This is a genomic window from Chryseobacterium soli (assembly GCF_000737705.1).
Classification (GTDB): Bacteria; Bacteroidota; Bacteroidia; order Flavobacteriales; family Weeksellaceae; genus Chryseobacterium; species Chryseobacterium soli.
The window spans coordinates 54,596-80,441 of the sequence record NZ_JPRH01000002.1; the positions used below are offsets into that span (position 1 = coordinate 54,596).

A 25,846-nucleotide genomic window follows, 5' to 3' on the forward strand; every position below is an offset into this window, starting at 1 on the left:
ATGGACGAATTAGAACTTTTAAAAAAAGACTGGAATAAAGATTCTGATGAATTTACAATATATTCAGAACAGGAAATCTATAAAATGATACAGCAGAATTCTACATCAGCGGCCAAACTTTTATTTCTGATAGGCCTGGCAGAAATGCTTATATGGACGGGGTATGGATATTTCTATCATCAGTTTCCTGTAGAAAGAACGGTTGTATTCCTTGTTTTCTTTGTGCTGGTAATCTATTTATACCAAAGAATGAAAGCTGAATCTACCAGTATTGCATTAATGAAAACGATTTTAAACCTAAGGAATACTATTTTAGGATATGCAGGAATATCTTTATTATTAATTATTGTGGATAATATATTTCATTTTAATGAGTATACCAGAGATTTTATGGCGGGTATTCATGATGGTGGAAGTGGAAATCCTTACAGAACCACCCATCCGGATACTTTTGTTCCTGAATTTGGAAATTATGTAATTTTTGGAATCGTATTGTTTGCCGTGCTTTGCTTATTATATGTGATCTATAAAAAAACATACGGAAAAGTTCTGACCAATCTTAAGAAAAATTATAGAGAATTAAGCAGAGCGGAATAAAATTGAGTATAAATAAAATTTATGAAGCATTGCAGCCAATGTGATGCCTTTTTTATGATGTGTATAATAAAAAATCACTATTTTTGTACTCTAAATTTTTCAAATAAATATGGCAGAATATACTTTTCGTGAGGTAATTGCACAGGCAATGAGCGAGGAAATGCGTAAAGACGAATCCATCTTTTTAATGGGGGAGGAAGTTGCAGAATACAATGGTGCATATAAAGCTTCAAAAGGGATGCTGGATGAGTTTGGCCCTAAAAGAGTAATCGATACACCTATTGCAGAACTTGGTTTTACAGGGATTGCGGTAGGAGCAGCAATGAATGGTAACAGGCCGATTGTAGAATATATGACGTTCAATTTCTCATTGGTAGGTATTGATCAGATTATCAATAATGCAGCAAAAATCCGTCAGATGAGTGGTGGTCAGTGGAACTGTCCAATCGTTTTCCGTGGTCCTACTGCTTCTGCAGGTCAATTAGGAGCTACGCACTCTCAGGCTTTTGAAAACTGGTTTGCGAATGTTCCGGGGCTTAAAGTAGTGGTTCCTTCCAACCCTTATGATGCAAAAGGATTGTTGAAAACAGCAATTCAGGATAATGATCCGGTGATCTTTATGGAATCTGAGCAGATGTATGGTGATAAAATGGAAATTCCTGAAGAAGAGTACTACTTGCCAATCGGAAAAGCAGATATTAAAAGAGAAGGTACAGATGTTACTTTGGTTTCTTTCGGAAAAATCATGAAATTAGCTATTCAGGCAGCTGAAGATATGGCTAAAGAAGGGATTTCTGTGGAAGTTATCGATCTTAGAACCGTTCGTCCTTTGGATTTTGATACAGTATTAGCATCCGTAAAGAAAACAAATAGATTGGTTATCTTAGAAGAAGCTTGGCCATTTGCCTCTATTTCTTCTGAAATCACTTATATGGTACAGCAGAAAGCATTCGATTATCTGGATGCTCCTATCAAGAGAATTACAACTCCTGATGCTCCTGCACCTTATTCAGCTGCATTATTTGCAGAATGGTTCCCTAAACTTGAAAAAGTAAAAGAGGAAATTAAAAAAGCAATGTACGTTAAATAACGATAGAGAAAAACTTCCGAAAGGAAGTTTTTTCATTTATTCTATGCATGAAGAATAGTTCATGAGGTCGTAAATTTAGTATAAATTTGCGCGTTTAAAATAAATTAGCTGATATGGCAGAAGTTACAGAAGGTGGTCATCATTTTGACATTAAAAAACTTTCTTTTATTGGAATTCTAGTCTCTTTAGGAATTGTTTTCGGAGATATCGGGACATCCCCGCTTTACGTAATGAAAGCAATTGTGAACGCAAGAGACGTGGGCAGTACGATGCCTTTCAATGAATATATAGAGGGTGCACTTTCCTGCATTATCTGGACACTTACTCTTCAAACCACGGTAAAGTACGTGATCATTGCCTTAAGAGCAGACAATAAAGGGGAAGGGGGTATTTTAGCCTTATTTTCCCTGGTTAAGAATCTTAAAAAACGCTGGCTGTATCTTATTGCCATTATAGGTGCTGCGGCTCTTGTTGCTGATGGGGTGATTACCCCTTCACTTACAGTAATGTCGGCTATTGAAGGTCTTGAGATTTACAATCCTCATACACCTGTAGTTCCTATTACCATTGGAATTCTTATTTTAATCTTCGTCGTACAGCAGTTTGGAACCAGTTTTATCGGGAAATTTTTTGGTCCTGTAATGGTAGTCTGGTTTTTAGTGTTAGGCGGCTTAGGGGGAATGCATTTAAAGGAGAACTTTGAAATTTTAAGATCTTTCAATCCTTACTATGCCTATAAACTTATCGCTCATTCTCCCAGTGCAATTGTTATTCTGGGTGCGGTTTTCCTTTGTACAACCGGAGCAGAAGCTCTTTATTCAGATTTAGGACATTGCGGTGCTAAAAATATCAGAGTAAGCTGGGCTTTTGTTAAGATCATGCTTATTTTAAACTATTTAGGACAGGGAGCTTGGTTATTAACCAATTATGGAAAACCTGGATTTTCCGTAGTGAATCCGTTTTTTGGAATTATGGAAGAGTGGATGATCGTACCGGCTGTAATTTTAGCTACTGCGGCGGCAATTATTGCCAGTCAGGCATTGATTACCGGATCTTTCACAATTTTCTCAGAAGCGATGTCTCTTAACCTGTGGCCTAATCAAAAAATTGATTATCCATCAGGGGTTAAAGGACAAATGTATATTCCCAGAATTAACTGGGGACTTCTTATTCTGTGTATTATTGTGGTTCTTCACTTTAGAGAATCAGGTAAGATGGAAGCAGCATACGGGCTGTCCATTACTGTGACGATGCTGATGACCACTTTATTATTAGTATTCTGGCTGCTCAAACACAGAGTCAATAAACTGTTGATTTTGCTGTTTGCTATGGTATATATGTCTATTGAATTAGGATTCTTCAGTGCCAATATCATTAAATTCTTTGAAGGCGGTTGGATTACCGTAATATTGGCAGGATTCATCGGAGTTTGTATGTATGCCTGGTATAACGGAAGATTGATTAAAACCAAATTCATCAATTTTGTAAAGATTGACAGTTATGTTTCGATTATCAAGGATATGAAACTGGATGAAACAATCCCTAAGTACGCCACCAATCTTGCTTATCTGAGCAGAGCCAAAAGAAATGATGAAGTAGAATCTAAAATTATTTACTCTATCATCAAAAAGCAACCGAAAAGAGCCGATCATTATTTTATATTAAGTATTGTCAATCAGGAAGATCCGTATACTTTTAAATACACCGTTGATGAAATTTTACCGGGAACGGTTTATAAAATCAACTTCCTGTTAGGATTTAAAGTTGATCGTAGGATTAATGACTATTTTAATATGGTGCTGAAAGATCTGATGGCCGATGGAACTATTCCTTCAAGAAGCAGCCATCCATCGTTAAGAGCCCATAATATTCCTCCGGATCTGAAATATGTGGTCATAGATAACACCTATATCAACGATATACTTCTGACCGTTAAACAGAAAATTACCCTTAATATCTACAATTTCGTTAAATATATAGGCAGTGATGACTTCAAATCATGGGGGGTTACTTCACACAATGTAGTGGTGGAATCTGCTCCTATTACGGAATTAACTGTGTATGACAATAAAATTGAGCAGGCTGAATTTTTACGTCACAACAGTTAATATCCTTTAACAAAACTGTCTAATATGTATTTAAATAAAAATCAATAAATTTGTAGATAATTTTTTTGATGGATACTATACAAAAAGAAAAAAATATTGCTTTAATAAAAGATGTTTTAAGAAACTATTTACTAGAAAAAGGTTTCAGAAATACACCTGAGCGATACACGATATTGGAAGAAATCTATAATATGGATCACCACTTTAATGTGGATGATCTGTATTTATTGATGATGCAGAAAAAATATCATGTTTCGAAAGCAACTATTTATAATACTATTGAAATTTTCCTTGATGCAGGCCTTATACGCAAGCATCAGTTTGGAGAAAAAACACTGACTTCTTCATCTTACGAGAAATCTTATTTTGATAAACAACATGATCACCTGGTCATTTACAAAAAAGATTCAGATAAAGAAATTGAAGAAATCATCGAATTCTGCGACCCTCGGATTCAAGGAATTAAAGAAGCAATTGAAGATGCATTTGGCGTAAAAATTGATTCTCATTCGCTGTATTTCTATGGCACTAAGAATGATTAATCAATGAGAATAGTCCTTTTTCTGTTAATTTTCATTTCAACGTTCAATTTTGCACAGGACACAAAAACACCTGTGCAGAGGGATCCTTATTTACAAACTCCGGTAAAAGCTAAGCCGGTACCATCAAAACCCGAAGACAAAGTAAGGATTATCCATGCAGATGAGGTCAAGAAAAGTCTCGATAAGTATAACGGAAACCAATATCTTACCGGACATGTACAGATAGAACATCAGGGTTCTATTCTTACAGCAGATGAAGTCGTGATCTATGAAGAAGAAAATTTTGTAAAAGCAATAGGCAATACAAAGCTTCAGAACACAGACGGATCTGTCATTACTGCTGGCGAGATGGAATATGATGCCAATACCCAAAAAGGAGTGGCCCGTAAAAATGTAGTGCTTACCGATCCGAAAGGTACCGTTATCAAGACGGAAACAATGTATTATGACAGGCTTTCTAATCAGGCTTATTACAATACTGGAGGAACGATTAATGATGGTAAAAGTACAACCTATGCAAAAACTGCAACTTATTTTCTGACAACGCGTATCATCGATCTTACTGGAAGAGTAAAAATTGAAGATGCTCAATATATTTTGGAAGGAGATAATGTTGTTCAGAACCAAAGTACCAATATTGTTGATATCAATGGACCTACAACAATTACCAATAAGAAGAATCCTAAAAACCGTATTGTCACAGATAAAGGAAATTATAATACAAACACTAAAGAAGCGTTTTTATATAAGAACTCAAGAGTGTTCTATAACGATAAGATTCTTACTGGTGACACCATGTACTTCAATCAGCTTACCGGTTTTGGAAAGGCAACAGGGAATGTAACTCTGGATGATCCAAAAGAGAGGAGATTTATAAAAGGAGGATATGGAGAAATTTTCGAAAAGAAAGATTCTTCCATGATGACCAAAAATCCTTACGCCGTAAAAGCTTTTGAAAAAGATTCTATCTATTTTGCCGCAGAAAAAATCATTTCTTATCAGAAACCAGATGCGTTGGATATTAACGTGAAAAAAAGTTTCCTGCGGGCCTATAAAAAAGCAAGATTTTATAAATCAAATGCGCAGGGAAGAGCAGATTCCATAGCGTTCAATGAGACAGACGGAATCATGCACATGTATACTAAACCCATCCTATGGAGCGGTGAAAAACAGGTTACCGGCGATAAAGTAGAAGCCTATTTTAATACGGCAACCGAAGATCTTGACTCCCTGAAAGTCATTGGAAATGCTTTTGCAATAACTAAAGTTGATTCATTAACTCTTAAAGATGAATTCAATCAGGTGAAAGGAAAGTATATGACGGTCTACTACGAAAAAAATGATATTAAAGAAGCAAGAGTAGTTGGGAATGCCCAGTCAATCGCCTATGTAGATGATGTCAATAAGGAAACTAAGAAGCCGGAGCGAATAGGGATTACCCTTTCTACCTGTGGTATTATTGGTGCCCTTTTTGAAGAAAAAGCATTGCAAATCATTTCTTGCAGCATTGGAGCCAATTCAGATACCTATCCCATGAGCAGGATAGAGCCGGCGAAAAGAAAGTTTACTGATTTTAACTGGAATACTAAAGACCGGATCCGAAAATGGCAAGATATATTAGTGGATACACCTAATTATGAGGAAATTAAATACACCTCAGATGATAAACTCTATAACCAGGCCCAGGAAGCAATAGAAAAAGCGCAAGCTAAGGAAGAAGCCAAAAAACCAAAGCGAACCAGAAAATAATTTTTACCAAATAATAAAAATCACCATTTCAAATAAAGAAATGGTGATTTTTTTGGTTTAAAATGGTGATAAAATACTGACTTTTTTCAATAAAATGACTTTTTACAACCAGTAAAAATATGTTTTGTGAATTATTTCACAATCAAAAAGTCGCAGTATCACAATGAAAATCCCGCTTTTTCAAAGATTTATATTTACCCCATATTTATTTTTATGAAGATAAATATTTGTTGAACTATAATTTTCTTTAAATTTAAGTAACATAAAAACAAAATGAAAACAAACTTTATTCTTATGGTTTTTTTATTGTGTAATATAAAGGCCATTGCACAGGTTGGGATTTCTAAAACTCTGACTTTTCAGCCAGATTCCAGAACACAACTTCATGTAAAACAAGACGATTACGCCGCCCGGTTACCCAGGGCCAATACAGCATCAGTACTTCCCGCTTCTGCTGTAGGTACAACAGGAAACGGAACCCAGGGCTCCGTCATTTTTAATAGTGAGACCGGAAGCGTTGTACAGAATGACGGAACAACATGGAAAATATCAGATCCTATTGTTTCAGTAATGAAAAATAATAAAATGAGCCGTTTTGTAAGGTCCGGAAACGTCACTACGAGTTGCGGTACCTGCGGATTAGCTTGTGCACTTACCGTAAAAACATGCACACCTGCCAATATTAATTTCACTACCAGCAGCCCTAGTTTTAACGAAATTTCTACAGATGTCTCACTGGCGGCCGGTACCAGTAATGTTATTAACATCAATACGAAAGGCTTATACAAAGTTTCTTTTAAAAGCGGAACCGTTGATATCAGTACACCGCTTTGTGTAGGGGTTGTGATCAATCTGCAATCAAAACTCGGTCTTGAGTTAAGTACTGCTGCTGACGCGACCTGGAGACCCATTAATAATACATCCAGCAGTTCTACAGCAGGAGCCCTTTCTGTAAGCAGTCTGCTTCCGGGTTCTATTGATGTGGGACAGTCGTTAGCATTTACCTATGTGGGAGTTTTTAATGCAGGAGATAAACTGAGACTTACCCTTGCGGGAAGCCAGGATATAGGATCAGGAATTTGTACCGGAGCATTGGGAGGCAATAATATGTCTTTTTCGATGACTACAACAGGAAATGCGATATCTGAAGTTATTGTTGAAGAAATAAAAATGCAATAAAATGAAAAGAATTATATTAATTATAGCACTCTTTTTTCAATATTCCTTATATGCTCAGGTAGTGATCGGAGGTGCGGTGAGCAGTAATCAAAATATATTGAAAATTCAAGACGGAACAAGAGGAGTCATACTTCCTTACTCCAATATTTACACATCTTTCCCAAGATATGATGCTGCGGCACCGGATGTATTTGATGATTACGCTAATCTTACGGGGAGTTTGATTTATAATAAGAATGATGATCAGTATTATAAGTATGACGGATATTCATGGAATCCTGCCAGACAAATACAGGGGATTTATCAGCCTAAAGGTTCCAGATTGGGGATTTCTGCCGGAATCACGATTCCGTGTATATCATTCGGGATAGGATTTTGTTTTGCAGGAGGTACTCCAAGTTATCTTGCACCAGATAACAAGAGCCAGGTTCTGGTAGATAATCTGTTATTAAAAAATCCAAGTTCGGTAACGGTAAAAGTAGCTGGAATTTATGATATAGGAGTCGCTTTAGGCTTTACAGGCGGGAGTTTTGGTGCCCAGGCGGGAGTTACTGAATTTAAATTAACCCTGCAGGTAAAATATACACCAGCTTCAGACTGGGAAACGGTTGTTACAAAATCTAACTTTTCCATAGTTTTCATTATTGATACCCAGGGGAATAAATCTTCAAGCTTTGCCCAGACCATTTCGCTGCCGGCCGGTGCCGAACTGAGAGTTGTTCCTTCAATAAGTTCCAATGCCATTTCAGGAGGAGCTTTATCTGCGTACGGAACAGACACCAATTCCATCAACTCGTATATCGCTGCACGTTTAATTAAAGCTTATTAATCATGAAAAAATATATATACTGCTTGTTTTTATTTATCATAAGTATCTACGATGCGCAGGTAAATTTTACCAATATTCCCAATCCGGATTCTAACGCCAGCGGAAATGATAAGGTAATGATGTATGTCACCAACACCAGTGAAGCAACCGGAGTAAAAGGCTTTGGTCTTCCCGCTGTTGAAACTCCTACAGATCTTCCCTATACAGGAGTGAATGCGCCATCAGTAAGCATAGACGTTTTAAAAGGAATGCTGATTTTTGTGAAAAGTACAGGAGAAGCAATGGTTTTTGACGGACTTGTTTGGAGCAAAGCCTTTGAAGTGGAATCTGATAATATTTCACGTTTTCAGATCAATTCTGTGTCTACCACTTCCGGATCTGTATTGCTGCCCATTAATTCTTTAATAGACAAGCCTAATTTCTTGGCAGATCCGCTAAAGCTGAAAACCAATGTAGCAGTGAGCGGTGCTAGCCTTAATAGGCTGTATGTACGGCAGACAGGCTTATACAGAATAAATTTAAATATAAACTTTACAGGTCCTGCAGGATCATTCAGCAGCAGGTTAGGCGCAGGCTTGTACGTGAACGATGCACAAAGATTTCAGCTTTTGGAAAGTACGGTAAACTATGATGGTACAAACAGAAAGATTAATCTTGATTTTTCAGTATATGTGGTGCAGGGACAGTACATAACGCTGGAGGCCGTTTCGGAAGTCGGAGGGACAACATCCTATACCGTTACGAACAACAGCTATGTAACCGTAGAAAAAGTTTTATAATCAATAATAAACACATCAATATATTACCATCGAATGGTATTGCCCTTAATTTTTTATTAAGGGCAATTTTTATTCTGGCAGGATAATTTCGGCATGTAATGAATGTTTTATAGCTTTGCTGAAATTTTTCACAATAATGGAAATGCAGAAAGACTTTTTTATATATCAGGCACAGACCACACAATTTGCAGCAGGTTTTGAAGTTGAAAAGGCATCAGGAAGCTATATTTATGGCACAGACGGTAGAAAATACCTTGATTTTGTGGCAGGAGTTTCTGCCAATACATTGGGGCATTCCCATCCTAAAATTGTTGAGGCTATAAAAGAACAGGCAGATAGATACCTTCATGTAATGGTGTATGGCGAATATGCTCAGGAAAAGCCGGTTGCGCTATGCCGTTTGCTGGCCGAAGCGACCCCGGATCCGCTTGAAATTACCTACCTGGTGAACAGTGGGGCCGAGGCTATCGACGGAAGCCTGAAACTTGCCAAAAGGTACACCGGAAGAGAAGAAATTGTTTCATTTAAGGATTCCTACCATGGAAATACCCATGGTGCATTAAGCGTTTCCGGAAACGAAACCCATAAAAGGGAATTCCGTCCGTTACTGCCTATGATTTCTTTCATTGAATTCAATAATGAGAATGACTTTGACAAGATTACTGAAAAAACAGCATGTGTTATCCTGGAAACCATTCAGGGAGCCGCAGGTTTTCTGGTACCCAATCATGATTATCTGATCAAGCTAAAAAAGAGATGCGAAGAAGTAGGAACTCTTTTAATTTTAGATGAAATACAGCCGGGATTCGGAAGAACAGGAAAACTGTTTTCTTTTGAGCATTTTGGGATCGTTCCTGATATTTTGGTGATGGGTAAAGGTATGGGCGGTGGAGTTCCCGTTGGAGCTTTTATGAGCTCCCGTGAAATCATGAGTACCTTATCTCATTCTCCTAAATTAGGACACATTACCACTTTTGGAGGAAACCCTTTAATTGCAGCATCCAGCTACGCGACATTGAAAGAAGTGTTAGATAGTGGTTTGATGAATGAAGTACAGGAAAAAGAAAATCTTTTCAGGGAACTTTTGGTTCATCCAAAAATTAAAAATATCAACGGAATGGGGCTGATGCTTGCCGTGAACCTTGGCTCTCCGGAATACACTCTGGAAGTTGCCAAAAAATGCATGGAGAAAGGCCTGATCGTTTTCTGGCAGCTATACAGAAATGAATATTTAAGAATCTCACCCCCGCTTACCCTTTCTCTTGATGAAATCAGAGAAGGATGCCGGATTATTCTGGAGGTGCTGAACGAAAACTAATACAAAAATCTCTTCCGTTTCGGAGGAGATTTTTTATGCATGGCATCTTATTTTTTTTTTAAAATCAAGGTTTGGCAGCCGTGACAAATATCATGAAGATTGTACAAAAAAATACACCCATTTTTGTGTAATAAAAAAATTAATTTATATATTGCGGGACGATAAAACAAAGATTATATGGCTAAACATAAAGTCCATTACGAATTTCCAATGCATTGTCTATCAGAGATTTTATATGAATATCTGGCGACTGCAGAGGGTTTGTCTGAATGGTTTGCGGATGAGGTAGTAGAGAAAGGGGACGATTTCTTTTTTAGTTGGGGCGGGGGTCCTGCTGAGAAGGCCACTTTGATTAGATATAAGCCTGAAGGTTTCGTTCGTTTCAGATGGGAAGAAGATGAAGGAACAAAACATTTCTTTGAAATGACGATCACTATAGATGATATTACAGAAGACTTAGCTTTAAATATCACAGATTTCTGTGAAGAAGGAGATGAGGAAGAAAATGCCATGTATTGGGAAAACCTTATCGAAAACCTTAGAATAAAATTGGGTGCGGCATAATGTCGGGCTGTATGAAATGGTAAAACTGATGAACGATTTATCGTTCATTATTTTTTTATAATTAAATCAGATAGAAAATTGGAAGATCAATATTTTACATCAGGCCAGTTCAGTGCAAAGAATAGAGCATTTCTTGTAGGAGATGCGGTAAAGGTTTCCTTTTTTATAAAGGATGCTCAGCTTATCATGGATGAAGAATGCTATTTCTTCTTAATGGCTTCCATGAGAAAGATGAGAATGAATATTCCATTAACCTATACCCTGGAGTTTTTCCAGTCACTCTTTCAAAAAGACGTTATTGAAGGAAAAGGAATTAAAGAGGGAATCATTAATTTTCAGGTATTCAGAAATTCTGATGGAATGACACTGGCAAAATCATCAATTTCATACTTCTATGAAGTGGAAGAAAAAGAAGATGTTCTGGCAGTACATCCAAGACCTTTGGAACTTGATCTGATTAAAGAAATCAACGTCAACAACAATTTACTCAGCAACATCAGGGTTCACAGTCCGGAAAACATCTATGGCAGTATTTATGCCCAGGAAAATGACCTGGATGATGTTATTCTTCTTAACCCAAATAAGAGAATTGCCCGTTCTACTTCCGGAAATCTGCTGTTTTTGGAAGGGGATGTTATAAAAGTTCCCAAGCAGTCTGAAGGAGCGTACATTTCTCCTTTACTGGAAAATTTTGTTACTTTTCTGCATAAAAATAACCTTGCTGACATTCAGGAACATGAAATTATTGCTTTTGAATCTCAGAAAGCCGAAGAAATTTTAATGATTTCCGATGAGAAAGGTATATTCTCTGTAGGTAAAATAAGAAATAAAACTTTTGAATGTTCCCGTTTTCTGGAATTGATAGAAAGCTGGAAAAAAAGTTTTTAACATTGACAAACCCGGTAAACAACATAATACTACAGTCCTTTACCGGGTTTTATTCTGAATAGATCAGAACTTGTTTCTTTATCTAATATTCTTTGATAACCTCAATGAATTTTTTTGCGATTTCCTGTTGTCCCTTTTCACTCGTCATGTACCGTCTGTCTTCAGTATTGTTGACAAATCCAAGTTCCACCAATACGGTAGGTGATTGTGATTCTCTCAACATATGAAGATTGCGTTCCTCAATTTTGCGGACATTAAATTTTTTGGAAATTTTTTCAGCTAATTTTCGTGAGCTGTCAGAGTTTTGTACGAAAATTTCAGTTCCTTTATCTGGAGTTTCCTCTTTAGGATTGCTGTTGACGTGAAGTGAAATCACCATTTCAGGTTTAAGATCGTTGATCTTTGCTGTCCTGTCGGCTAGAATGATATCATCATCTGAACCTCTCGTTAAAATAACCTCGTATTTATCCTGAGTGGTGTTGATTTTCTCAATTTCATGAGCAATATGCAAAGTGATGTCTTTTTCTGAAATACCCTGATAAACCGCTCCCATATCGTTACCGCCGTGTCCGGCATCTATGACAATATATTTCTTGTTAACAGGGGTGAAAGATAAAAATGCTGTAGAAAAGGCTGATAAAGCAATAAGTTTAATTCCTTTCATTTTTCAGTGATTTTGGTTTGTCAAATAACGGAAATTCTTTCTATAAAATTGGTTAACATAATCTTAAAGTTTGTTAATGTTATTTCACTGCGTTTTGAATAGGATTTCTATTAGTTCAGAGAAGTATCTTCCGGTGCATTTGCCCACAGAAGGTATTCTCCGCCAAGATTCTGCATGATAGATTTCCAAAGCGTCTGGTCATTAGGAAGAGTATAATCAAGATTATAAATATCAACTACCGTCCACATTTTCCGCTGAACCTCATTCTCCAGCTGAAGAGAAGACCACCCAGAATAGCCTGAGAATATTTTCACATTCTGGATATCCAATTCGCCGCTCAGCACCGCACTGATGATATTTTCTATGTCTTCAGTTACATAAAAATCGTCGCTGATGTCGGTATACAATTCAGTTACTTTCTTTCCTTTGGCAATAAAAAATACTTTTTCATTTTCTACCGGCCCACCGTCATACACCTCTATTTTGAAGTCAAAAAAATTTTTAAACTTACCGCTCATCTGGCTGTTTTTCTTGTTTAAAATCAAGCCAAATGCGCCTGCTTCATTATGCTCAACGATCAATACGACCGATCGGGAAAAAATATCACCGGAAATGTCAGGTGTGGAAATTAATATTTTACCTTTGTATGAGTAATTCATACTCAAATTTAATAAAAAATATTTATGGAAAACCTGCACGACCACAGAAAAGTGTACGAGAAATCCCAACTTATTGAAAGTGAGATAAAACAGAATCCGATAGAGCAATTCAGAGATTGGTTTATGGAAGCCAGTGAAAATCCTGCTATTTCTGAATCGAATGCAATGGCTGTTTCTACAGTAGAGGAAGATGGCTGTCCGAGGACAAGAATGGTTTTACTCAAAGCCTATACGCATGAAGGATTTATCTTTTATACGAACTATGACAGCAGAAAAGGAAAAGCCATAGAAAAAAATCATAAAGCGTGTCTTCATTTTTTCTGGCCCAGTCTTGAAAGACAGATCATTATCAAAGCAGATTTAGAGAAGATTGCTGAAAACCTTAGTGACGGCTATTTTCATTCAAGACCGAAAGGAAGTCAGCTTGGGGCAGCCGTTTCTCCGCAAAGTCAGGTAATTCCCAATAAGGAATTTTTGGAGGTGAAATTAAAAGAACTCGAACAGAAATATGAGAACAGTGAGGTTCCAAGACCTGAAAACTGGGGCGGATATATAGCAAAACCCTATGAAATTGAATTCTGGCAGGGCAGACCCAATAGATTACACGATAGAATCATCTATGAACTGGTAGACGGGCTGGATTGGAAAATTTCCAGATTAGCACCTTAATCATTTTCCCCGATTATAGTCCTGTACTAAGATTTACGTATAAAAAAACCTCATCAATTGATGAGGTTTGCATTTTTTAATCTGAATGATTATTTTTTCTTCACTCCAGAAACTGCGTTAGATAGATCAGCGCCAGCTTTGAATTTAGCAACTTTTTTAGCAGCAATTTTAATTGGTTTCTTAGTTGCAGGATTGATTCCTTGTCTAGCTGCTCTTTCAGCTACTGAGAAAGTACCGAATCCTACTAAAGAAACTTTTCCGTCTTTTTTCTTTAAAGTAGAAGTTACGTTAGAAATAAAGGATTCTAAAGCAGACTTAGCTGCAACTTTAGTGATTCCTGCGTCTTTTGCGATTGCGTCGATTAATTCAGACTTGTTCATAATTTTTAATATTAAGTTAGTTCGTAATTATAGCAAATATAATAATATTTTGTAATTGTGCAATTTATTTATTAAAACTTGTATAATTTTTTTGATTTTAGGTGAAATTGGTTAAAATATGATAATTTGATTTTTCACGTAAAACCTACGTTAGGCGTTACTAAAATCATGCCAAATGCTTATGTGTATTGACTTTAGCAAAAAACAGATATTATTTTCTGTATTTATTAAATCCTGAATTATGTACAAAGTATTAATGTTTTTAAGGATATGGTTACTGATTTTATAACTAGAATTAATTTTTTTTACTTTTAATAAAATTAAAGTACTGTGTTTCTGTTAGTTTAAAATCATTTTAAAAGCCCGTTTTATTAATTTTTATTAATAAATTTGCAGCATGTTAATAGAAGTTTTCAAGTCTAAGATCCATAGGGTACGGGTTACGGCCTCAGACCTTAATTACATTGGGAGTATAACGATAGATGAAGACCTTATAGAGGCAGCCGGTCTGGTAGTCGGAGAAAGGGTCTATATTGTGAATGTAAATAACGGTGAGCGTTTTGATACCTACGTTATTAAAGGAAAGAGAAAGTCAGGAGAAGTTTGCCTGAACGGTCCTGCAGCCAGGAAAGTTCAGCGAGACGACATCATTATCATCATTGCCTATGCACAGATGACTCCCGAAGAAGCTCAGGTTTTCCAGCCGAAAATCGTTTTTCCGGATGAAAAAACAAACCTTCTTACCTAATACATGGAGAAAAAATCAACGAATCCTTTACAATCAATACTAACAATAGTAATATCGCTTGCTTTTGCAGGCTTTTTTTTATGGCTTGCTTTAAGAGGTCTTGATTTTAAGGTAATTCAAAAATCGTTGGCAAAAGCCAATTATCTTTGGGTTCTGTTTGCCTCGGTATTTGGGATTCTCGCTTATTGGTTCAGAGCAATACGCTGGAATCTGATGCTGGAACCGATGGGCCACCGTATTTCCAGTTCCAATGCACTTTGGTCAATTTCATTTGGCTATTTGATGAATCTTACCATTCCGCGAAGCGGCGAAGTGGCAAGAGCAACAGCTTTGTACGGAGTGGAAAAAGTACCGGTGGACAAATCTTTCGGAACGATTATCCTGGAAAGGGTGGTGGACCTGATGTGTATGGGAGCTTTCTTGGGATTAACCGTTATCTTTAAATATGATGCAATTCTCTCTTTCTATAATTTTGTGACAGCGGAAAAAGATAAAAAAGAAGAATTTGTTCCCAACCTATTAGAAAGGCAGCTGATGAAAATGGGCGTAGCAGATTTTGACTCATTCTATTATTTTGTTAAAATAGGAATTGTCTTACTGATCATTGCAGCAATACTTCTTATCTATAAATATAAAAAAGAAAAACTGATTAATTTCGGGAAAGGAATTCTTCAGGGATTGACCTCTATTTTCAAACTAAAGGAAAAAGGAAAATTCATCCTGTATACGATAGGAATCTGGGTTTGTTATTATTTTGCGGCCTATCTGGTGTGCTTCGCCCTTCCTGAAACCTCTAATTTTACTTTTGCAGACGGCTTTTTTATTATTGTGGTCGGTACTTTGGGAATGATTATTCCTGCGAGTGGAGGCATCGGAGCTTTTAACCTGGCTATGAAGTACGGCTTTATGGCCTTATTCCTGTCGGTAGGCAAAAGTGCTGAATTTGGAGGGGAAATGGGCCTTACCTATTCATTTATATCACTTCCGCTGCAGATTTGTATTATGCTGGTGATGGGGCTTATTTCTATTCCTATGCTGGCAAGAGCGAGAAATAAAGCGGTATCGCAGCAGGAACATCAGAATTAAAATTAAAAATATATATACTCTATACAGTCCAATTTTTTAATTGGACTTTTTTGTGGGCTGTAATCAGCACTTATTACGGAAAACCGTAATGGAGGCATTATTTTTTATCAATAAATTTGGTCAGTTCATAAATCAAATTTATCTTAAGGCAAAATATAAATTTATAATATAAGCACTATGGCAATTAATTTACAGAAAGGCCAGAAAATTGATCTGGGTCTGACGAAAATGACAATAGGATTGGGCTGGGATCCAAATGAAGGAACAGGCCACGATTTTGATCTTGATGCGTCTGCTATCATGATTGATTCTGACAGAAAGTTAGTGAGTGAAGAATGTTTTGTCTTTTATAATAATCTGAATTCTCCGGACGGAGCCCTGACACACACCGGTGACGATCCCAACGGAAAAAACAGCGATGGAGATGATGATGAAGCAATTATCGTTGACCTTGAAAAAGTAGATTCCAAGGTAAAAGAGATTCTGTTTGTGGTAACGATCGAGGATTTTGAAAGAAGAAAGCAAAACTTCGGACAGGTGAGAAATTCTTACATCCGCATCGTAGACAACCATACCAACCAGGAAATTGCTAAATACGAACTGGATGAGGATTTTTCTATTGAAACGGGAGTAGAATTCGGAAGACTGTACAAAAGAAACGGAAGTTGGAAATTCGAAGCTTCGGGGATCGGATACAGAGCCGACCTGTCATTCTTCCTGGAAAAGTATTACAAAGGTCCTATCATTAAATAAAAAAAACACTAATACAAAATAATAACTATGGCAATTAATTTACAGAAAGGTCAGACGATTGATTTAAGAAAAAATGACCGTGGGGAAAACGTGTATGACCTCTCTAAAGTAACGATCGGTTTAGGATGGGATGTAAGAAAGCAAGGCGGCTTTTTAGGAAAACTATTCAGTAAAGAAGCTGAATATGACCTTGATGCCATCGCATTTTTATTGGATGCCAATGGCAAAGTAGCCAACCTTGGCAGAACGGGGCAGACGAGTGACGGAAGGCAGGTTGCCTTATATCAGGGAGATGTTATCTACTTTAATTCTATGCAGCATCCAAGCGGAAATGTTTGGCTGACGGGAGATAACAGAACCGGTGCCGGAGATGGGGATGACGAACAGATCATCGTTAAACTGGATCAGCTGGACCAGGCTTATCAGAAAATCGTATTTGTAGTTTCCATTTATTTGGGAAGAAAAAATAATCAGCATTTCGGAATGATCGATAATGCATTCATCAGAGCGGTAGACGCCAAAGGAAAAGAAATCACCAAGTACAGTCTTTCAGGAGATTCAAGCATGAATGGCATGTGTTCTATGGTTTTTGCTGAAGCCTACCGTCATAACAACGACTGGAAATTCCGCGCTGTTGGAGAACCGCATTCCACTGATAATTTTATAGATCTTTTAAAACAATACACATATACAAGATAGATGAGAAGACTTCCAGTTTATTTGTTATTAGACACATCGGGTTCCATGACCGGAGAACCTATTGAAGCCGTGAAAAATGGAGTACAGATGATGCTGCATTCATTAAGGCAGATGCCTCAGGCTTTGGAAACGGCATATATCAGTATTATTACTTTTGATACCGATGCCAAACAGATTATCCCGTTAACGGATCTGGCCAGTTTTCAAATGGTGGATATTAAAGCTTCAGGTGTCACTTCTTTTGGAGGAGCACTCGCTTTATTAGCAGATAAAGTACAGACCGAGGTGAGCAAAACCACCCTGGAGCAGAAAGGCGACTGGAAACCGATGACGTTCATTATGACGGATGGTGTTCCTACCGACGATTGGCAGGCAGGCTTGAATAAATTGAAAGCAGTGTACAACGGATTCCTTGTAGGTTGTGCGGTAGGCGGAAGTGCCGATTCTTCTATCCTGAAACAGATCACCAACGAAGTGGTGAGCCTGCAGAATGCAGATTCTGAAAGTATTGCACAGTTTTTCAAATGGGTTACTGCTTCGATTTCCACGACTTCCACTAAGTTGGAAGAATCAGGGAAGGAAGTATTCGGTCTTGATCAGCTGCCCCCTCCGCCATCGGAATTAACATTCGTTTCATAATGACCAGGCGATTACTGGCTTATTTCCTGCTGGATACTTCGGGTTCCATGAAAGGTGAGCCTATTCAGGCATTAAATAACGGATTTAATGGGCTTATAAGCACGCTTAGGGCAGATCCGCAGGCGATGGATACACTGCATATCAGTGTTATTACTTTTGACCGGGAGGTTAAAAACATTATTCCGCTGATTGATCTGACCAGTTTTCATCCGATGGAAATTACCTGCCCGGAAAGTGGGCCTACCCATACAGGGGAAGGGTTGGAAATGGTTGTAAATCTTGTTCATAAAGATCTTGTAAAAGGTTCACTAGACAGAAAAGGAGACTGGAAGCCACTTCTATTCATTTTTACAGATGGTAAACCTTCAGATCTTCAAAGATACAGACAGATGATTCCGATAATTAAAAATCTGGAATTCGGAGTGATTGTAGGTTGTGCAGCAGGCCCTAAAGCTGATGAGACTTTTTTAAGGGAACTTACCGATCATGTGGTGAAGCTGGATGCAACGGATGCCGTTACCCTTTCTTCATTCTTTAAGTGGGTGAGTTCTTCCATTACGATGGGAGGAAAAACACAGGGAACCGGAGAAAGTATGACCTTACCGCCGCCACCGTCTGAGCTTAATATTATCGTCTAATAATTTTTGTATTTAAACTAAACCATGAGAAGACTACCCATTTATTTTTTGGTCGATATCTCAGAATCTATGGTAGGAGAGCCTATCGAGCAGGTTCAGGATGGTATTGCTACCATTATTAAGGAATTAAAAAAAGATCCCTATTCATTAGAAACCGTTTGGATTTCTATCATTGGATTTGCAGGAGAATCAGAAGTCATTACGCCTCTTCAGGATATCATATCATTCTATCCGCCTAAAATCCCTATCGGAAGCGGAACTTCTTTGTCTAAAGGACTGTTTACGGTAATGGATTGTATCGATAAGGAAGTGGTAAAAACAACCTACGAAAGAAAGGGCGACTGGAAGCCTATAGTTTTCCTGTTTACAGACGGAATTCCAACCGATGATGCTACAGCAGCCATTGACCGATGGAATAAAAATTATAACGGAAAAGCCAATACTATTGCAGTTTCTATAGGAGACAACACCAACTATAAATTATTAGGATCGCTGTCCGACAACGTTCTTTTGTTTAAAAATACCGATGAAAATTCCTATCGGGAATTTTTCAAATGGGTAACCGATTCTATTAAAACTACCAGTCAGAGCGTCAGTGAAGCGCATAAAGAAGGAATTAATTTATCTAAAATAGATTCTATTATTTTGGAAAAAGTAAATCCCGAAATGCAGCAAAGATTTCCTGATAACAACTTTGTGGTTCTGAACGGAAAATGTTCCGAAACGAAGAAGCTGTACCTGATTAAATTTAAAAAAGCGCTTACAGATTCAGGAATTGAGGGGATGTCTACACGATATTACCGGCTGGATGGCGCTTACAAAATTGAAGAAAATTCCTATTTGAGGCTTTCATCTTCACAAAAGAGCAATCTCAAAATTTCAATAGAAGAACTGCAGGGCGGAGCTTCCTGTCCGCACTGTGCGAATCCCATTGCGTTAGCAACCTGCTCTTGTGGCGGTATCCATTGCCTGAAAGGCGAAGGACACAGTACCTGTCCATGGTGTGGTACTTCAGATTATTACGGATTTTCAAGTGAAGGATTTGATATTAACAGAACACTGGGGTAATGATGGAAAATGATATTAAAGACATCCTAAAAGATACGATCTACCTGGAGGGAAAAATGGCAGACAAAGTGGTTTCTAAGCTTATTAACAACGCGAATGTCCATAAACAGCTGCAGCGTATTTCAAATGCAAAACAAAACATTATGCAGGAAGCTACGATTTATAAAGAAAAAGAAGAGTTTAAGGAAGCTCATTTTATGATAAAAAATGCCAATTCCAAACAGGCGTACGAATACAGTTTTGACATGGAAAAGTTTCCGAATATCAAAATAAAAAATATCAGAAACCTTGAGCCTATCGGGTTGGTATTTGAGAATAATACGATTAAGGGAACTCCGGTTATCAACAATACTTTTGATCTGGATATTGAGTTTTTTCATGTGAATGATGAGCAGAATATAGAGATGAAAACCGTTCAGCTTTTTGTAAATGCAGATCCGAAAGATCTCTGGAAAAACATTGCAAGTCCGTTGAATGCCATTTTTTATAAACCTGAAGAAGCCGCTTACAAAGGAAAGTTTTTAGATAAAAAAATTGTTATCGCTTCCAAAAGAGGCCGTTCTCATGCTCATGAGGGGACTTTCAGGGATGATGATTTTGCATTGAGTGAATTGCCCTCAGCCTGGAGCATTATTGCGGTGTCCGATGGTGCCGGTTCTGCAAAAAAAGCAAGATACGGCTCCCAGCTTTCTACAGAAGCCATCCGGGATTTCTTCAACAATGAAGGGGTGATCAATGAAATTGAAAATAATGTTAAGGTTATTTATACGGACAAGGAAGAAGCTCTGGAAACCGACGCGGATGGTAATACGGTAGATGCAAAGGTTGTCGCAAAACAAAGCATTATCAGACTGCTGTACAAAGGTGCTTTGCATATTTATAACCTCCTGCAGAAAACAGCGGACGAACATTCTTTCTCCATAAAAGATCTGCATGCAACCCTGATTTTTTCGCTTGCCAAAAAGTTTGATTTCGGATATGTAATCCTGACTTTTGGAGTAGGGGACTGCCCGATTAATCTTATCAATCCTGATTTTTCAGATGTGAAGCTCCTGAACCAGATGGATGTGGGTGAATTTGGAGGGGGAACCCGATTTATCACCATGAAGGAAATTTTTAACGATCCGCAGATCAGTTCACGTTTCGGAATTAGCTGTGTAGATGATTTTTCCCATCTTATCCTGATGACCGACGGGATTTACGATCCAAAGTTTGTGACAGAAAACAAGCTGGAAAATGTAGAAAGCTGGAAAGCATTTTTTCATGACCTCGATGGAAACAATGAGGACGGGATAAAAGTGGACTTTACCAATGATGAAATCATCGATCAGCAATTGCTGGAATGGACTGATTTCTGGAGCAAAGGCAATCACGATGACCGAACATTGGCTATAATTTATTAAGCATGAAAAAAACAGTTAAGGTTTCTTCCGTTTTAGATACTGCCAAGAGCTATGAATATGTAGAGGGTAATCCTGTGCAGGGAGGGGTGAAAGATGTCTATTTTTCTCCTGACAGAAGCTACGTCGTGGCATTTTACAGGACTCCGCTGCAAGTGGATCAGAAAGAGAGAATTAAAAGGATTGTCACCATGTATCTTACGAATATGAAAGGTGGTAATGCTTCAGATTATTTTCTGAATGATATTTTCAGATGGCCTTATGATATTGTTCAGAAGGGTGATTTGACCGGGATTATTGTTCCTATTTATGATAAAAAGTTCTTTTTTGCCAAAGGCTATGTAGGTTCTGATATTATTTTGGGCGGGGATAAAGTAGGAAAATGGTTTACCGCACCCATGTTTAGAAATCAACAGTATCCGTTGCGGCTTGACAAGGCAGAATTGGGAGATTGGCTGAGTTATTTTCAGATTTCGGTGAACATCAGTAGAGGGGTTAAAAAGCTTCACCAGATGGGCCTTGCACATTCGGATTTGTCTTACAATAATATTTTGGTGGATCCTGTTACGAAGTCTGCCTGCATTATCGATATCGATGGGTTGGTGGTTCCTAATTTATTTCCGCCGGAAGTAATTGGAACGGCTGATTTTATAGCGCCTGAGGTATTGAAGACAAAACATTTGAATATCAAAGATTCCAACAGGCAGCTTCCTAATCAAAAAACAGATTTGCATGCCCTTGCAGTGCTTATTTATATGTATTTGCTGAGAAGACATCCTCTGAAAGGAGGTAAAATCTGGGATCTGGATACGATGAAGGACGATCTGCTTTCCATGGGTGAAAAGGCAATGTTTATAGAACATCCTACTGATACCACCAACCGAGTAAAGCTGGACCATCTTAAAAAATGGGATGCTTTTTGGGGGGATCCTAAAAAAATACCTTACACGGCGACCGGACCTTATTTATCTGAGTTATTTAAAAGAGCGTTTGTAGACGGTCTCCATAATCCTATTCTTCGCCCAATTGCCAACGAATGGGAGACGGCACTGATGAAAACCGTAGATCTGATCCAGCCGTGCAATAATCCGTCATGTAATGAAAAATGGTATGTGTTTGACAATAGCAACAAACCGAAATGCCCATTCTGCGGAACTCCGCATAGCGGGACACTTCCCATTCTGGATCTCTATTATAAATTTAAAGATGATGTCTGGAAACCTGAAAACCACAGGCTGATGGTCTATCACAATCAATACTTGTTTAAATGGCACGTGTCCAAAAAAGTAATTAGAAATGAAAACCTTACGGCAGAAGATAAAAAACCTATAGGCTATTTTACTTTTCATCAGGGCAAATGGGTTTTAGTCAATCAAAGCCTTCCCAGTATGAAAGATGTTACGGAAGGAAAGGAGATTCCACCTAATACCATGGTAGAACTCACCGAGGGTAAAAAAATATTACTGTCCAACGAAGAAGGCGGCCGATTGATTTACGTTACGCTTGCGAATAAATAGGGGTTTGTTTTTTGGTGACGGTTGACGGTTGTTGTTTTTTGGTTGATGGGGAATTTTGTGAGTAATAGGTAGGGAATGCCATTAGATTTTGGCTAAAGCCAGATGGTTTTTATATGAATTTATATAAAAATGAGCGGGTTAAAACCCGCTTCTATTGATGGATAGAATTATATTTCTTTATTCTTTGTTCTTCAAAACTATCTATCAGAAAAACTCCATAAAATAAGAATGCTCATCTTCGCCCACCGCTTTGAATCCCAGGCTGGAATATAAATATTGGGCTTTGTTGCTTTTCAAAACACTTAGTGAAACTTTTTTCCCTGCTAATGAAGCTTCCTCAAGAATGGATTGTAAAATAGTTTTTCCAAGTCCTTTTCCCTGTTGATTGGGATCTATTTGAAGCTGAAGCACCTCAATGGGATCTTTACTTTTGTCGATTTTTAATAATCCTATTGGTTCATCGTTTAAAAGAATAATATTCGCCTTTTCAAACTGATACAATACTCTTTGTAAAGTGGAAGCTCTGTCAGTGGGAAGACTGGAATTGGCATAATGCTCATTCATCGTTTTGGTCCTTAGATCCAGTAAAAAATCGATATCATTTTCGGAGGCTTTTCTATAGTGTATTTCAGTGTTCATTTTGGTGTTGGTTTAAAAATTAAGAGAACCTTTACTTAAGACCGATTTTCAGTCCCATTTCTTTTTTCATATGAAGCAGTACCTCAGCATTTCCTTTGGCATCATCCACCGGGTGATGGGTGTGCTCCGTTTTTCGGAGATGTTTCCACTGGGCAAACGTATCTTTTTCTAATCCGCAGTACAAGTCAGACAGTCTTCTTGAAGAGTATCCAAAAGGATTTCTTTTGATAAAATGATGAAAATACCAGCAGATGAACATCCAGTCGAAACCGTTGTTATCACTGATGAAAATAGGTCTTCCCTTAGAATGTGTTTTGATCCAGTCTTCAAATTGAAGCATCATAGTTTCAGGATCATCAAAATTCATCGTTTCTTCCCTGCTGAAACCGGAAACGGCCAAAGCATCAGGATTGAAATTTCCTGAAATGGGTTTAAGTTTTCCATAGAAAGTGGTGTCGAGTTCTTCATTCACCAGAACCGCTCCAAAACAGATCATTGAAAAGTCTCCGGGAATCGGACCGTCCGATTCTATATCCACCATGATGTAGCTCATTGTTTTTCTTTATTGAACGAATATATTAAAATTCTTTCTGAAACTTTATATCTATAGAAGTTCAAAAAATGCTCTTTTCCCAATCTTTATTTTAGTCTGTGGATTAATTCGACGAAAACATCAGGATCGGTCATTTTTATAGTACCAATCTGGACGCCGCCATTTTCAATCAATCTCCGCACCGCTGATTTGCTGAGGTCATTTTTAAGCTGATGACAAAGTTCAATTAATAATAATCTGTGATTATCATGAGATAAAGAAGCAATAGAAACCGGTTCAAAAACTTTGTCTCCAACATTTTTACTTTGAAACTGACTGCTGAAAAATACTTCCGCAAGATCTGCTGATGCCTCATCATGGTATTGGCTGATGATGTTTTTTGCGATCAGCTTTTTGATGTTCATTGGATTTTCGCCGTTTTCTATTTTCAGCAGTATACTTTGCTTTTCTTCCACGGGAAAATCGGTGGTCAGATCAATAAATTCTTCAATCAAGGTATCCGGAATAGACATTATTTTTCCAAACATTTCATTTGGCTCATCAGTAAGACCAATGGTATTATTTAGTGATTTACTCATTTTTTCTTTTCCATCCAATCCTTTTAATAAAGGCATGCAGATCACAATTTGCGGAGATTTTTTATGACTTTCCTGCAGCTGGCGCCCCATGGTACAGTTGAAAAGCTGGTCGGTTCCGCCCATTTCAATATCACATTCAATTTTTACAGAATCAAAACCCTGTAAAATTGGGTATACCAGTTCGTGCATGGCGATTGGTGTATTATCCGTAAACCTTTTATTAAAATCATTTCTGTGCATAAGCTGGGCAATGGTAACTTTTGACATAAGCTGAATCACTTCCGAAAAAGGTAATGCATCCAACCAGTCGGAGTTAAAAACAATTTTTGTTTTTTCAATATCCATCACCTTTGAAAGCTGGCTGATGTAGGTTTGTGCATTGTGTTGCACCTCTTCTATACTCAACGGTTTCCGGGCTTTATTTTTTCCTGTAGGATCCCCGATTCTGGCGGTAAAACTGCCAACCACAATAATGACCTCATGCCCGAGATCCTGAAACTGTTTCAACTTTTTGAGCACTACGGCATGGCCGAGATGCAGATCCGGAGCGGTAGGATCAAACCCCAGCTTGATTCTCAGTTTTCTATGTTCTTCCTTTGCCTGTTTTAATTTCTGCTCTAACCCGTTTTCAGGCAGAATAAAGGCTGTGTTTTGTTGTAATGTGTTGATCATTGAATAAGATTTTAGAATTAAAAAAGCCCGGACAATCCTGTCCGGGCTCTATACTATTGTAGATTATTTTATACTAGATAATAGCGATAGAAAGTCTTCCCGAACGATAGGCCGGGTAGTAATACTCGCTGAAAAAAGGCAAGCGCAATATGCTGTTTAAATGCTTCATTTGAAATACAAATATAGAAACTTTTTTTGATAAGGATTAAAAATCACGATTCTTAATAGCAGTTTCTGATCTGTTCTTTCCAGATTTCCACATCTTCCGAAGAAGCGCGGTCGGCTTGATCAAAAAAGAAATGCTGAATAATTTCAAAACCTGAATACAGGAAAATTCCCTGATCTGAAGTCAGTGAAAGCGCTTTATCCATCCCCATCCGTTCATATTCGTCATGGGATTTTCCGTGGGTATTGATGATGACTGTCTTTTTACCTGTCAGAAGCCCTTTTTGAATGCCCTGATCATACCGGTACGCAAAACCATAGCTGAACACGCGGTCGATATATCCTTTCATCACCGCAGGCATTCCTGTCCACCAGATGGGATAGATGAAGGTGATGTGCTCTGCCCAAGAAATGAAATCCTGTTCTGTCTGTACATCATCAGCGACTTTTCCCATACGTTGTCCCTGCATGTCCTCAAGACTCATAACAGGATTGAAATTGATCTGATTGAGATCTCTGATTTCGATTTCGTGGTTTGCGGACCGAAGACTTTCTGTTACGGTTTCCAGCAGCTGATGGTTTAAACTCTTTGAGTTTGGGTGTGCGTAAATAATTAAATGTCTCATGTTTTCTAATTGTATGGGACAAAAGTAGAGCAGATGAGGTTTCAAAAATT

General features: G+C 37.8%; 28 protein-coding genes. 21 read left to right on the plus strand and 7 right to left on the minus strand.

Annotated features, from left to right (window positions below):
* The 11 genes from IW15_RS05530 to IW15_RS05580 all read left to right on the plus strand — a co-directional run bounded on the left by IW15_RS05530 (position 1) and on the right by IW15_RS05580 (position 11,643).
* Positions 1-597: a hypothetical protein gene (locus tag IW15_RS05530; protein WP_034709938.1), complete on the plus strand. Its 597-nt coding sequence runs from the start codon at positions 1-3 to the stop codon at positions 595-597.
* A 109-nt stretch (positions 598-706) separates the two neighbouring features.
* Positions 707-1,687 carry a pyruvate dehydrogenase complex E1 component subunit beta gene (locus IW15_RS05535; RefSeq protein WP_034709939.1) on the plus strand — a complete coding sequence of 327 codons (981 nt, stop codon included), beginning with the start codon at positions 707-709 and terminating at the stop codon, positions 1,685-1,687.
* 113 nt (positions 1,688-1,800) lie between these two features.
* Complete coding sequence (locus IW15_RS05540) at positions 1,801-3,795, plus strand: KUP/HAK/KT family potassium transporter (RefSeq protein WP_034709940.1); 1,995 nt, start codon at positions 1,801-1,803, stop codon at positions 3,793-3,795.
* Between the two features lie 68 nt (positions 3,796-3,863).
* Positions 3,864-4,337 (plus strand): Fur family transcriptional regulator, encoded by a 474-nt coding sequence (locus tag IW15_RS05545; protein WP_034709941.1) that lies wholly within the window; start codon positions 3,864-3,866, stop codon positions 4,335-4,337.
* A 3-nt stretch (positions 4,338-4,340) separates the two neighbouring features.
* Positions 4,341-6,086, plus strand: coding sequence for an OstA-like protein (locus tag IW15_RS05550; RefSeq protein WP_034709942.1), 1,746 nt, complete (start codon positions 4,341-4,343; stop codon positions 6,084-6,086).
* A 273-nt stretch (positions 6,087-6,359) separates the two neighbouring features.
* Positions 6,360-7,265 carry a hypothetical protein gene (locus tag IW15_RS05555; protein WP_034709943.1) on the plus strand — a complete coding sequence of 302 codons (906 nt, stop codon included), beginning with the start codon at positions 6,360-6,362 and terminating at the stop codon, positions 7,263-7,265.
* Between the two features lies 1 nt (position 7,266).
* Complete coding sequence (locus IW15_RS05560; protein ID WP_034709944.1) at positions 7,267-8,094, plus strand: hypothetical protein; 828 nt, start codon at positions 7,267-7,269, stop codon at positions 8,092-8,094.
* A gap of 2 nt (positions 8,095-8,096) precedes the next feature.
* Positions 8,097-8,873 (plus strand): hypothetical protein, encoded by a 777-nt coding sequence (locus IW15_RS05565; RefSeq protein WP_034709945.1) that lies wholly within the window; start codon positions 8,097-8,099, stop codon positions 8,871-8,873.
* A gap of 142 nt (positions 8,874-9,015) precedes the next feature.
* On the plus strand, positions 9,016-10,191 hold the full coding sequence (locus IW15_RS05570) for an aspartate aminotransferase family protein (protein ID WP_034710280.1): 1,176 nt from the start codon (positions 9,016-9,018) through the stop codon (positions 10,189-10,191).
* A 177-nt stretch (positions 10,192-10,368) separates the two neighbouring features.
* Complete coding sequence (locus tag IW15_RS05575) at positions 10,369-10,755, plus strand: START-like domain-containing protein (protein WP_034709946.1); 387 nt, start codon at positions 10,369-10,371, stop codon at positions 10,753-10,755.
* Positions 10,756-10,833: 78 nt separating this feature from the next.
* Entirely contained in the window at positions 10,834-11,643 is an 810-nt protein-coding gene (locus IW15_RS05580) for an aminotransferase class IV (RefSeq protein ID WP_034709947.1), read from the plus strand.
* A gap of 82 nt (positions 11,644-11,725) precedes the next feature.
* Here IW15_RS05580 and IW15_RS05585 read toward each other — a convergent pair whose 3' ends face one another.
* Both IW15_RS05585 and IW15_RS05590 read right to left on the minus strand, forming a co-directional pair.
* Positions 11,726-12,307 carry an N-acetylmuramoyl-L-alanine amidase family protein gene (locus IW15_RS05585; RefSeq protein ID WP_034709948.1) on the minus strand — a complete coding sequence of 194 codons (582 nt, stop codon included), beginning with the start codon at positions 12,305-12,307 and terminating at the stop codon, positions 11,726-11,728.
* A gap of 110 nt (positions 12,308-12,417) precedes the next feature.
* Positions 12,418-12,966, minus strand: a complete 549-nt coding sequence (locus IW15_RS05590) for a YqgE/AlgH family protein (RefSeq protein ID WP_034709949.1) — start codon at positions 12,964-12,966, stop codon at positions 12,418-12,420.
* 24 nt (positions 12,967-12,990) lie between these two features.
* Here IW15_RS05590 and pdxH point away from each other — a divergent pair, with 24 nt between their 5' ends.
* Positions 12,991-13,635: a pyridoxamine 5'-phosphate oxidase gene (pdxH, locus tag IW15_RS05595; RefSeq protein WP_034709950.1), complete on the plus strand. Its 645-nt coding sequence runs from the start codon at positions 12,991-12,993 to the stop codon at positions 13,633-13,635.
* Positions 13,636-13,724: 89 nt separating this feature from the next.
* On the opposite strand, the gene IW15_RS05600 is transcribed toward pdxH, so the two are convergent.
* Positions 13,725-14,015 carry an HU family DNA-binding protein gene (locus IW15_RS05600; RefSeq protein WP_034709951.1) on the minus strand — a complete coding sequence of 97 codons (291 nt, stop codon included), beginning with the start codon at positions 14,013-14,015 and terminating at the stop codon, positions 13,725-13,727.
* A 397-nt stretch (positions 14,016-14,412) separates the two neighbouring features.
* Between IW15_RS05600 and panD the strand changes: the two genes are divergently transcribed.
* The 9 genes from panD to IW15_RS05645 all read left to right on the plus strand — a co-directional run bounded on the left by panD (position 14,413) and on the right by IW15_RS05645 (position 22,563).
* The gene (panD, locus tag IW15_RS05605) at positions 14,413-14,763 is read left to right on the plus strand and encodes an aspartate 1-decarboxylase (protein WP_034709952.1); all 351 of its coding nucleotides are present in this window, start codon (positions 14,413-14,415) and stop codon (positions 14,761-14,763) included.
* A 3-nt stretch (positions 14,764-14,766) separates the two neighbouring features.
* Positions 14,767-15,849, plus strand: coding sequence for a lysylphosphatidylglycerol synthase transmembrane domain-containing protein (locus tag IW15_RS05610; RefSeq protein ID WP_034709953.1), 1,083 nt, complete (start codon positions 14,767-14,769; stop codon positions 15,847-15,849).
* Between the two features lie 177 nt (positions 15,850-16,026).
* A complete protein-coding gene (locus IW15_RS05615) occupies positions 16,027-16,602 on the plus strand; it encodes a TerD family protein (protein ID WP_034709954.1) in 576 nt (191 codons plus the stop codon).
* 27 nt (positions 16,603-16,629) lie between these two features.
* A complete protein-coding gene (locus IW15_RS05620) occupies positions 16,630-17,301 on the plus strand; it encodes a TerD family protein (RefSeq protein WP_034709955.1) in 672 nt (223 codons plus the stop codon).
* A complete protein-coding gene (locus tag IW15_RS05625) occupies positions 17,302-17,940 on the plus strand; it encodes a vWA domain-containing protein (protein ID WP_034709956.1) in 639 nt (212 codons plus the stop codon).
* Complete coding sequence (locus IW15_RS05630; RefSeq protein WP_034709957.1) at positions 17,940-18,578, plus strand: vWA domain-containing protein; 639 nt, start codon at positions 17,940-17,942, stop codon at positions 18,576-18,578. The genes IW15_RS05625 and IW15_RS05630 overlap by 1 nt, the downstream gene beginning before the upstream one ends.
* A gap of 24 nt (positions 18,579-18,602) precedes the next feature.
* Positions 18,603-19,646 (plus strand): TerY-C metal binding domain-containing protein, encoded by a 1,044-nt coding sequence (locus tag IW15_RS05635; protein WP_034709958.1) that lies wholly within the window; start codon positions 18,603-18,605, stop codon positions 19,644-19,646.
* Positions 19,646-21,049: a PP2C family serine/threonine-protein phosphatase gene (locus IW15_RS05640; protein WP_051881785.1), complete on the plus strand. Its 1,404-nt coding sequence runs from the start codon at positions 19,646-19,648 to the stop codon at positions 21,047-21,049. Before IW15_RS05635 ends, IW15_RS05640 begins: the two co-directional genes overlap by 1 nt.
* A gap of 2 nt (positions 21,050-21,051) precedes the next feature.
* Positions 21,052-22,563: a helix-hairpin-helix domain-containing protein gene (locus IW15_RS05645; RefSeq protein ID WP_034709959.1), complete on the plus strand. Its 1,512-nt coding sequence runs from the start codon at positions 21,052-21,054 to the stop codon at positions 22,561-22,563.
* Between the two features lie 204 nt (positions 22,564-22,767).
* Here the strand turns inward: IW15_RS05645 and IW15_RS05650 are convergent, their stop codons facing one another.
* The 4 genes from IW15_RS05650 to IW15_RS05665 form a co-directional block, all read right to left on the minus strand.
* Complete coding sequence (locus IW15_RS05650) at positions 22,768-23,202, minus strand: GNAT family N-acetyltransferase (RefSeq protein ID WP_034709960.1); 435 nt, start codon at positions 23,200-23,202, stop codon at positions 22,768-22,770.
* Between the two features lie 31 nt (positions 23,203-23,233).
* Positions 23,234-23,755 carry a 3'-5' exonuclease gene (locus IW15_RS05655; protein ID WP_034709961.1) on the minus strand — a complete coding sequence of 174 codons (522 nt, stop codon included), beginning with the start codon at positions 23,753-23,755 and terminating at the stop codon, positions 23,234-23,236.
* Positions 23,756-23,841: 86 nt separating this feature from the next.
* Positions 23,842-25,005: a tyrosine--tRNA ligase gene (gene tyrS, locus IW15_RS05660; RefSeq protein WP_228384309.1), complete on the minus strand. Its 1,164-nt coding sequence runs from the start codon at positions 25,003-25,005 to the stop codon at positions 23,842-23,844.
* Between the two features lie 221 nt (positions 25,006-25,226).
* Entirely contained in the window at positions 25,227-25,796 is a 570-nt protein-coding gene (locus IW15_RS05665; RefSeq protein WP_034709962.1) for an NAD(P)H-dependent oxidoreductase, read from the minus strand.
* Positions 25,797-25,846: the final 50 nt, after the last annotated feature.

What these genes read in the sequence shown, in the direction of transcription:
- IW15_RS05530 (WP_034709938.1), top strand. Translation starts at nt 1, where the DNA reads ATGGACGAATTAGAACTTTTAAAAAAAGACTGGAATAAAGATTCTGAT.
- IW15_RS05535 (WP_034709939.1), top strand. Translation starts at nt 707, where the DNA reads ATGGCAGAATATACTTTTCGTGAGGTAATTGCACAGGCAATGAGCGAG.
- IW15_RS05540 (WP_034709940.1), top strand. Translation starts at nt 1,801, where the DNA reads ATGGCAGAAGTTACAGAAGGTGGTCATCATTTTGACATTAAAAAACTT.
- IW15_RS05545 (WP_034709941.1), top strand. Translation starts at nt 3,864, where the DNA reads ATGGATACTATACAAAAAGAAAAAAATATTGCTTTAATAAAAGATGTT.
- IW15_RS05550 (WP_034709942.1), top strand. Translation starts at nt 4,341, where the DNA reads ATGAGAATAGTCCTTTTTCTGTTAATTTTCATTTCAACGTTCAATTTT.
- IW15_RS05555 (WP_034709943.1), top strand. Translation starts at nt 6,360, where the DNA reads ATGAAAACAAACTTTATTCTTATGGTTTTTTTATTGTGTAATATAAAG.
- IW15_RS05560 (WP_034709944.1), top strand. Translation starts at nt 7,267, where the DNA reads ATGAAAAGAATTATATTAATTATAGCACTCTTTTTTCAATATTCCTTA.
- IW15_RS05565 (WP_034709945.1), top strand. Translation starts at nt 8,097, where the DNA reads ATGAAAAAATATATATACTGCTTGTTTTTATTTATCATAAGTATCTAC.
- IW15_RS05570 (WP_034710280.1), top strand. Translation starts at nt 9,016, where the DNA reads ATGCAGAAAGACTTTTTTATATATCAGGCACAGACCACACAATTTGCA.
- IW15_RS05575 (WP_034709946.1), top strand. Translation starts at nt 10,369, where the DNA reads ATGGCTAAACATAAAGTCCATTACGAATTTCCAATGCATTGTCTATCA.
- IW15_RS05585 (WP_034709948.1), bottom strand. Translation starts at nt 12,307, where the DNA reads ATGAAAGGAATTAAACTTATTGCTTTATCAGCCTTTTCTACAGCATTT.
- IW15_RS05590 (WP_034709949.1), bottom strand. Translation starts at nt 12,966, where the DNA reads ATGAATTACTCATACAAAGGTAAAATATTAATTTCCACACCTGACATT.
- pdxH (WP_034709950.1), top strand. Translation starts at nt 12,991, where the DNA reads ATGGAAAACCTGCACGACCACAGAAAAGTGTACGAGAAATCCCAACTT.
- IW15_RS05600 (WP_034709951.1), bottom strand. Translation starts at nt 14,015, where the DNA reads ATGAACAAGTCTGAATTAATCGACGCAATCGCAAAAGACGCAGGAATC.
- panD (WP_034709952.1), top strand. Translation starts at nt 14,413, where the DNA reads ATGTTAATAGAAGTTTTCAAGTCTAAGATCCATAGGGTACGGGTTACG.
- IW15_RS05610 (WP_034709953.1), top strand. Translation starts at nt 14,767, where the DNA reads ATGGAGAAAAAATCAACGAATCCTTTACAATCAATACTAACAATAGTA.
- IW15_RS05615 (WP_034709954.1), top strand. Translation starts at nt 16,027, where the DNA reads ATGGCAATTAATTTACAGAAAGGCCAGAAAATTGATCTGGGTCTGACG.
- IW15_RS05620 (WP_034709955.1), top strand. Translation starts at nt 16,630, where the DNA reads ATGGCAATTAATTTACAGAAAGGTCAGACGATTGATTTAAGAAAAAAT.
- IW15_RS05625 (WP_034709956.1), top strand. Translation starts at nt 17,302, where the DNA reads ATGAGAAGACTTCCAGTTTATTTGTTATTAGACACATCGGGTTCCATG.
- IW15_RS05630 (WP_034709957.1), top strand. Translation starts at nt 17,940, where the DNA reads ATGACCAGGCGATTACTGGCTTATTTCCTGCTGGATACTTCGGGTTCC.
- IW15_RS05635 (WP_034709958.1), top strand. Translation starts at nt 18,603, where the DNA reads ATGAGAAGACTACCCATTTATTTTTTGGTCGATATCTCAGAATCTATG.
- IW15_RS05640 (WP_051881785.1), top strand. Translation starts at nt 19,646, where the DNA reads ATGATGGAAAATGATATTAAAGACATCCTAAAAGATACGATCTACCTG.
- IW15_RS05645 (WP_034709959.1), top strand. Translation starts at nt 21,052, where the DNA reads ATGAAAAAAACAGTTAAGGTTTCTTCCGTTTTAGATACTGCCAAGAGC.
- IW15_RS05650 (WP_034709960.1), bottom strand. Translation starts at nt 23,202, where the DNA reads ATGAACACTGAAATACACTATAGAAAAGCCTCCGAAAATGATATCGAT.
- IW15_RS05655 (WP_034709961.1), bottom strand. Translation starts at nt 23,755, where the DNA reads ATGAGCTACATCATGGTGGATATAGAATCGGACGGTCCGATTCCCGGA.
- tyrS (WP_228384309.1), bottom strand. Translation starts at nt 25,005, where the DNA reads ATGATCAACACATTACAACAAAACACAGCCTTTATTCTGCCTGAAAAC.
- IW15_RS05665 (WP_034709962.1), bottom strand. Translation starts at nt 25,796, where the DNA reads ATGAGACATTTAATTATTTACGCACACCCAAACTCAAAGAGTTTAAAC.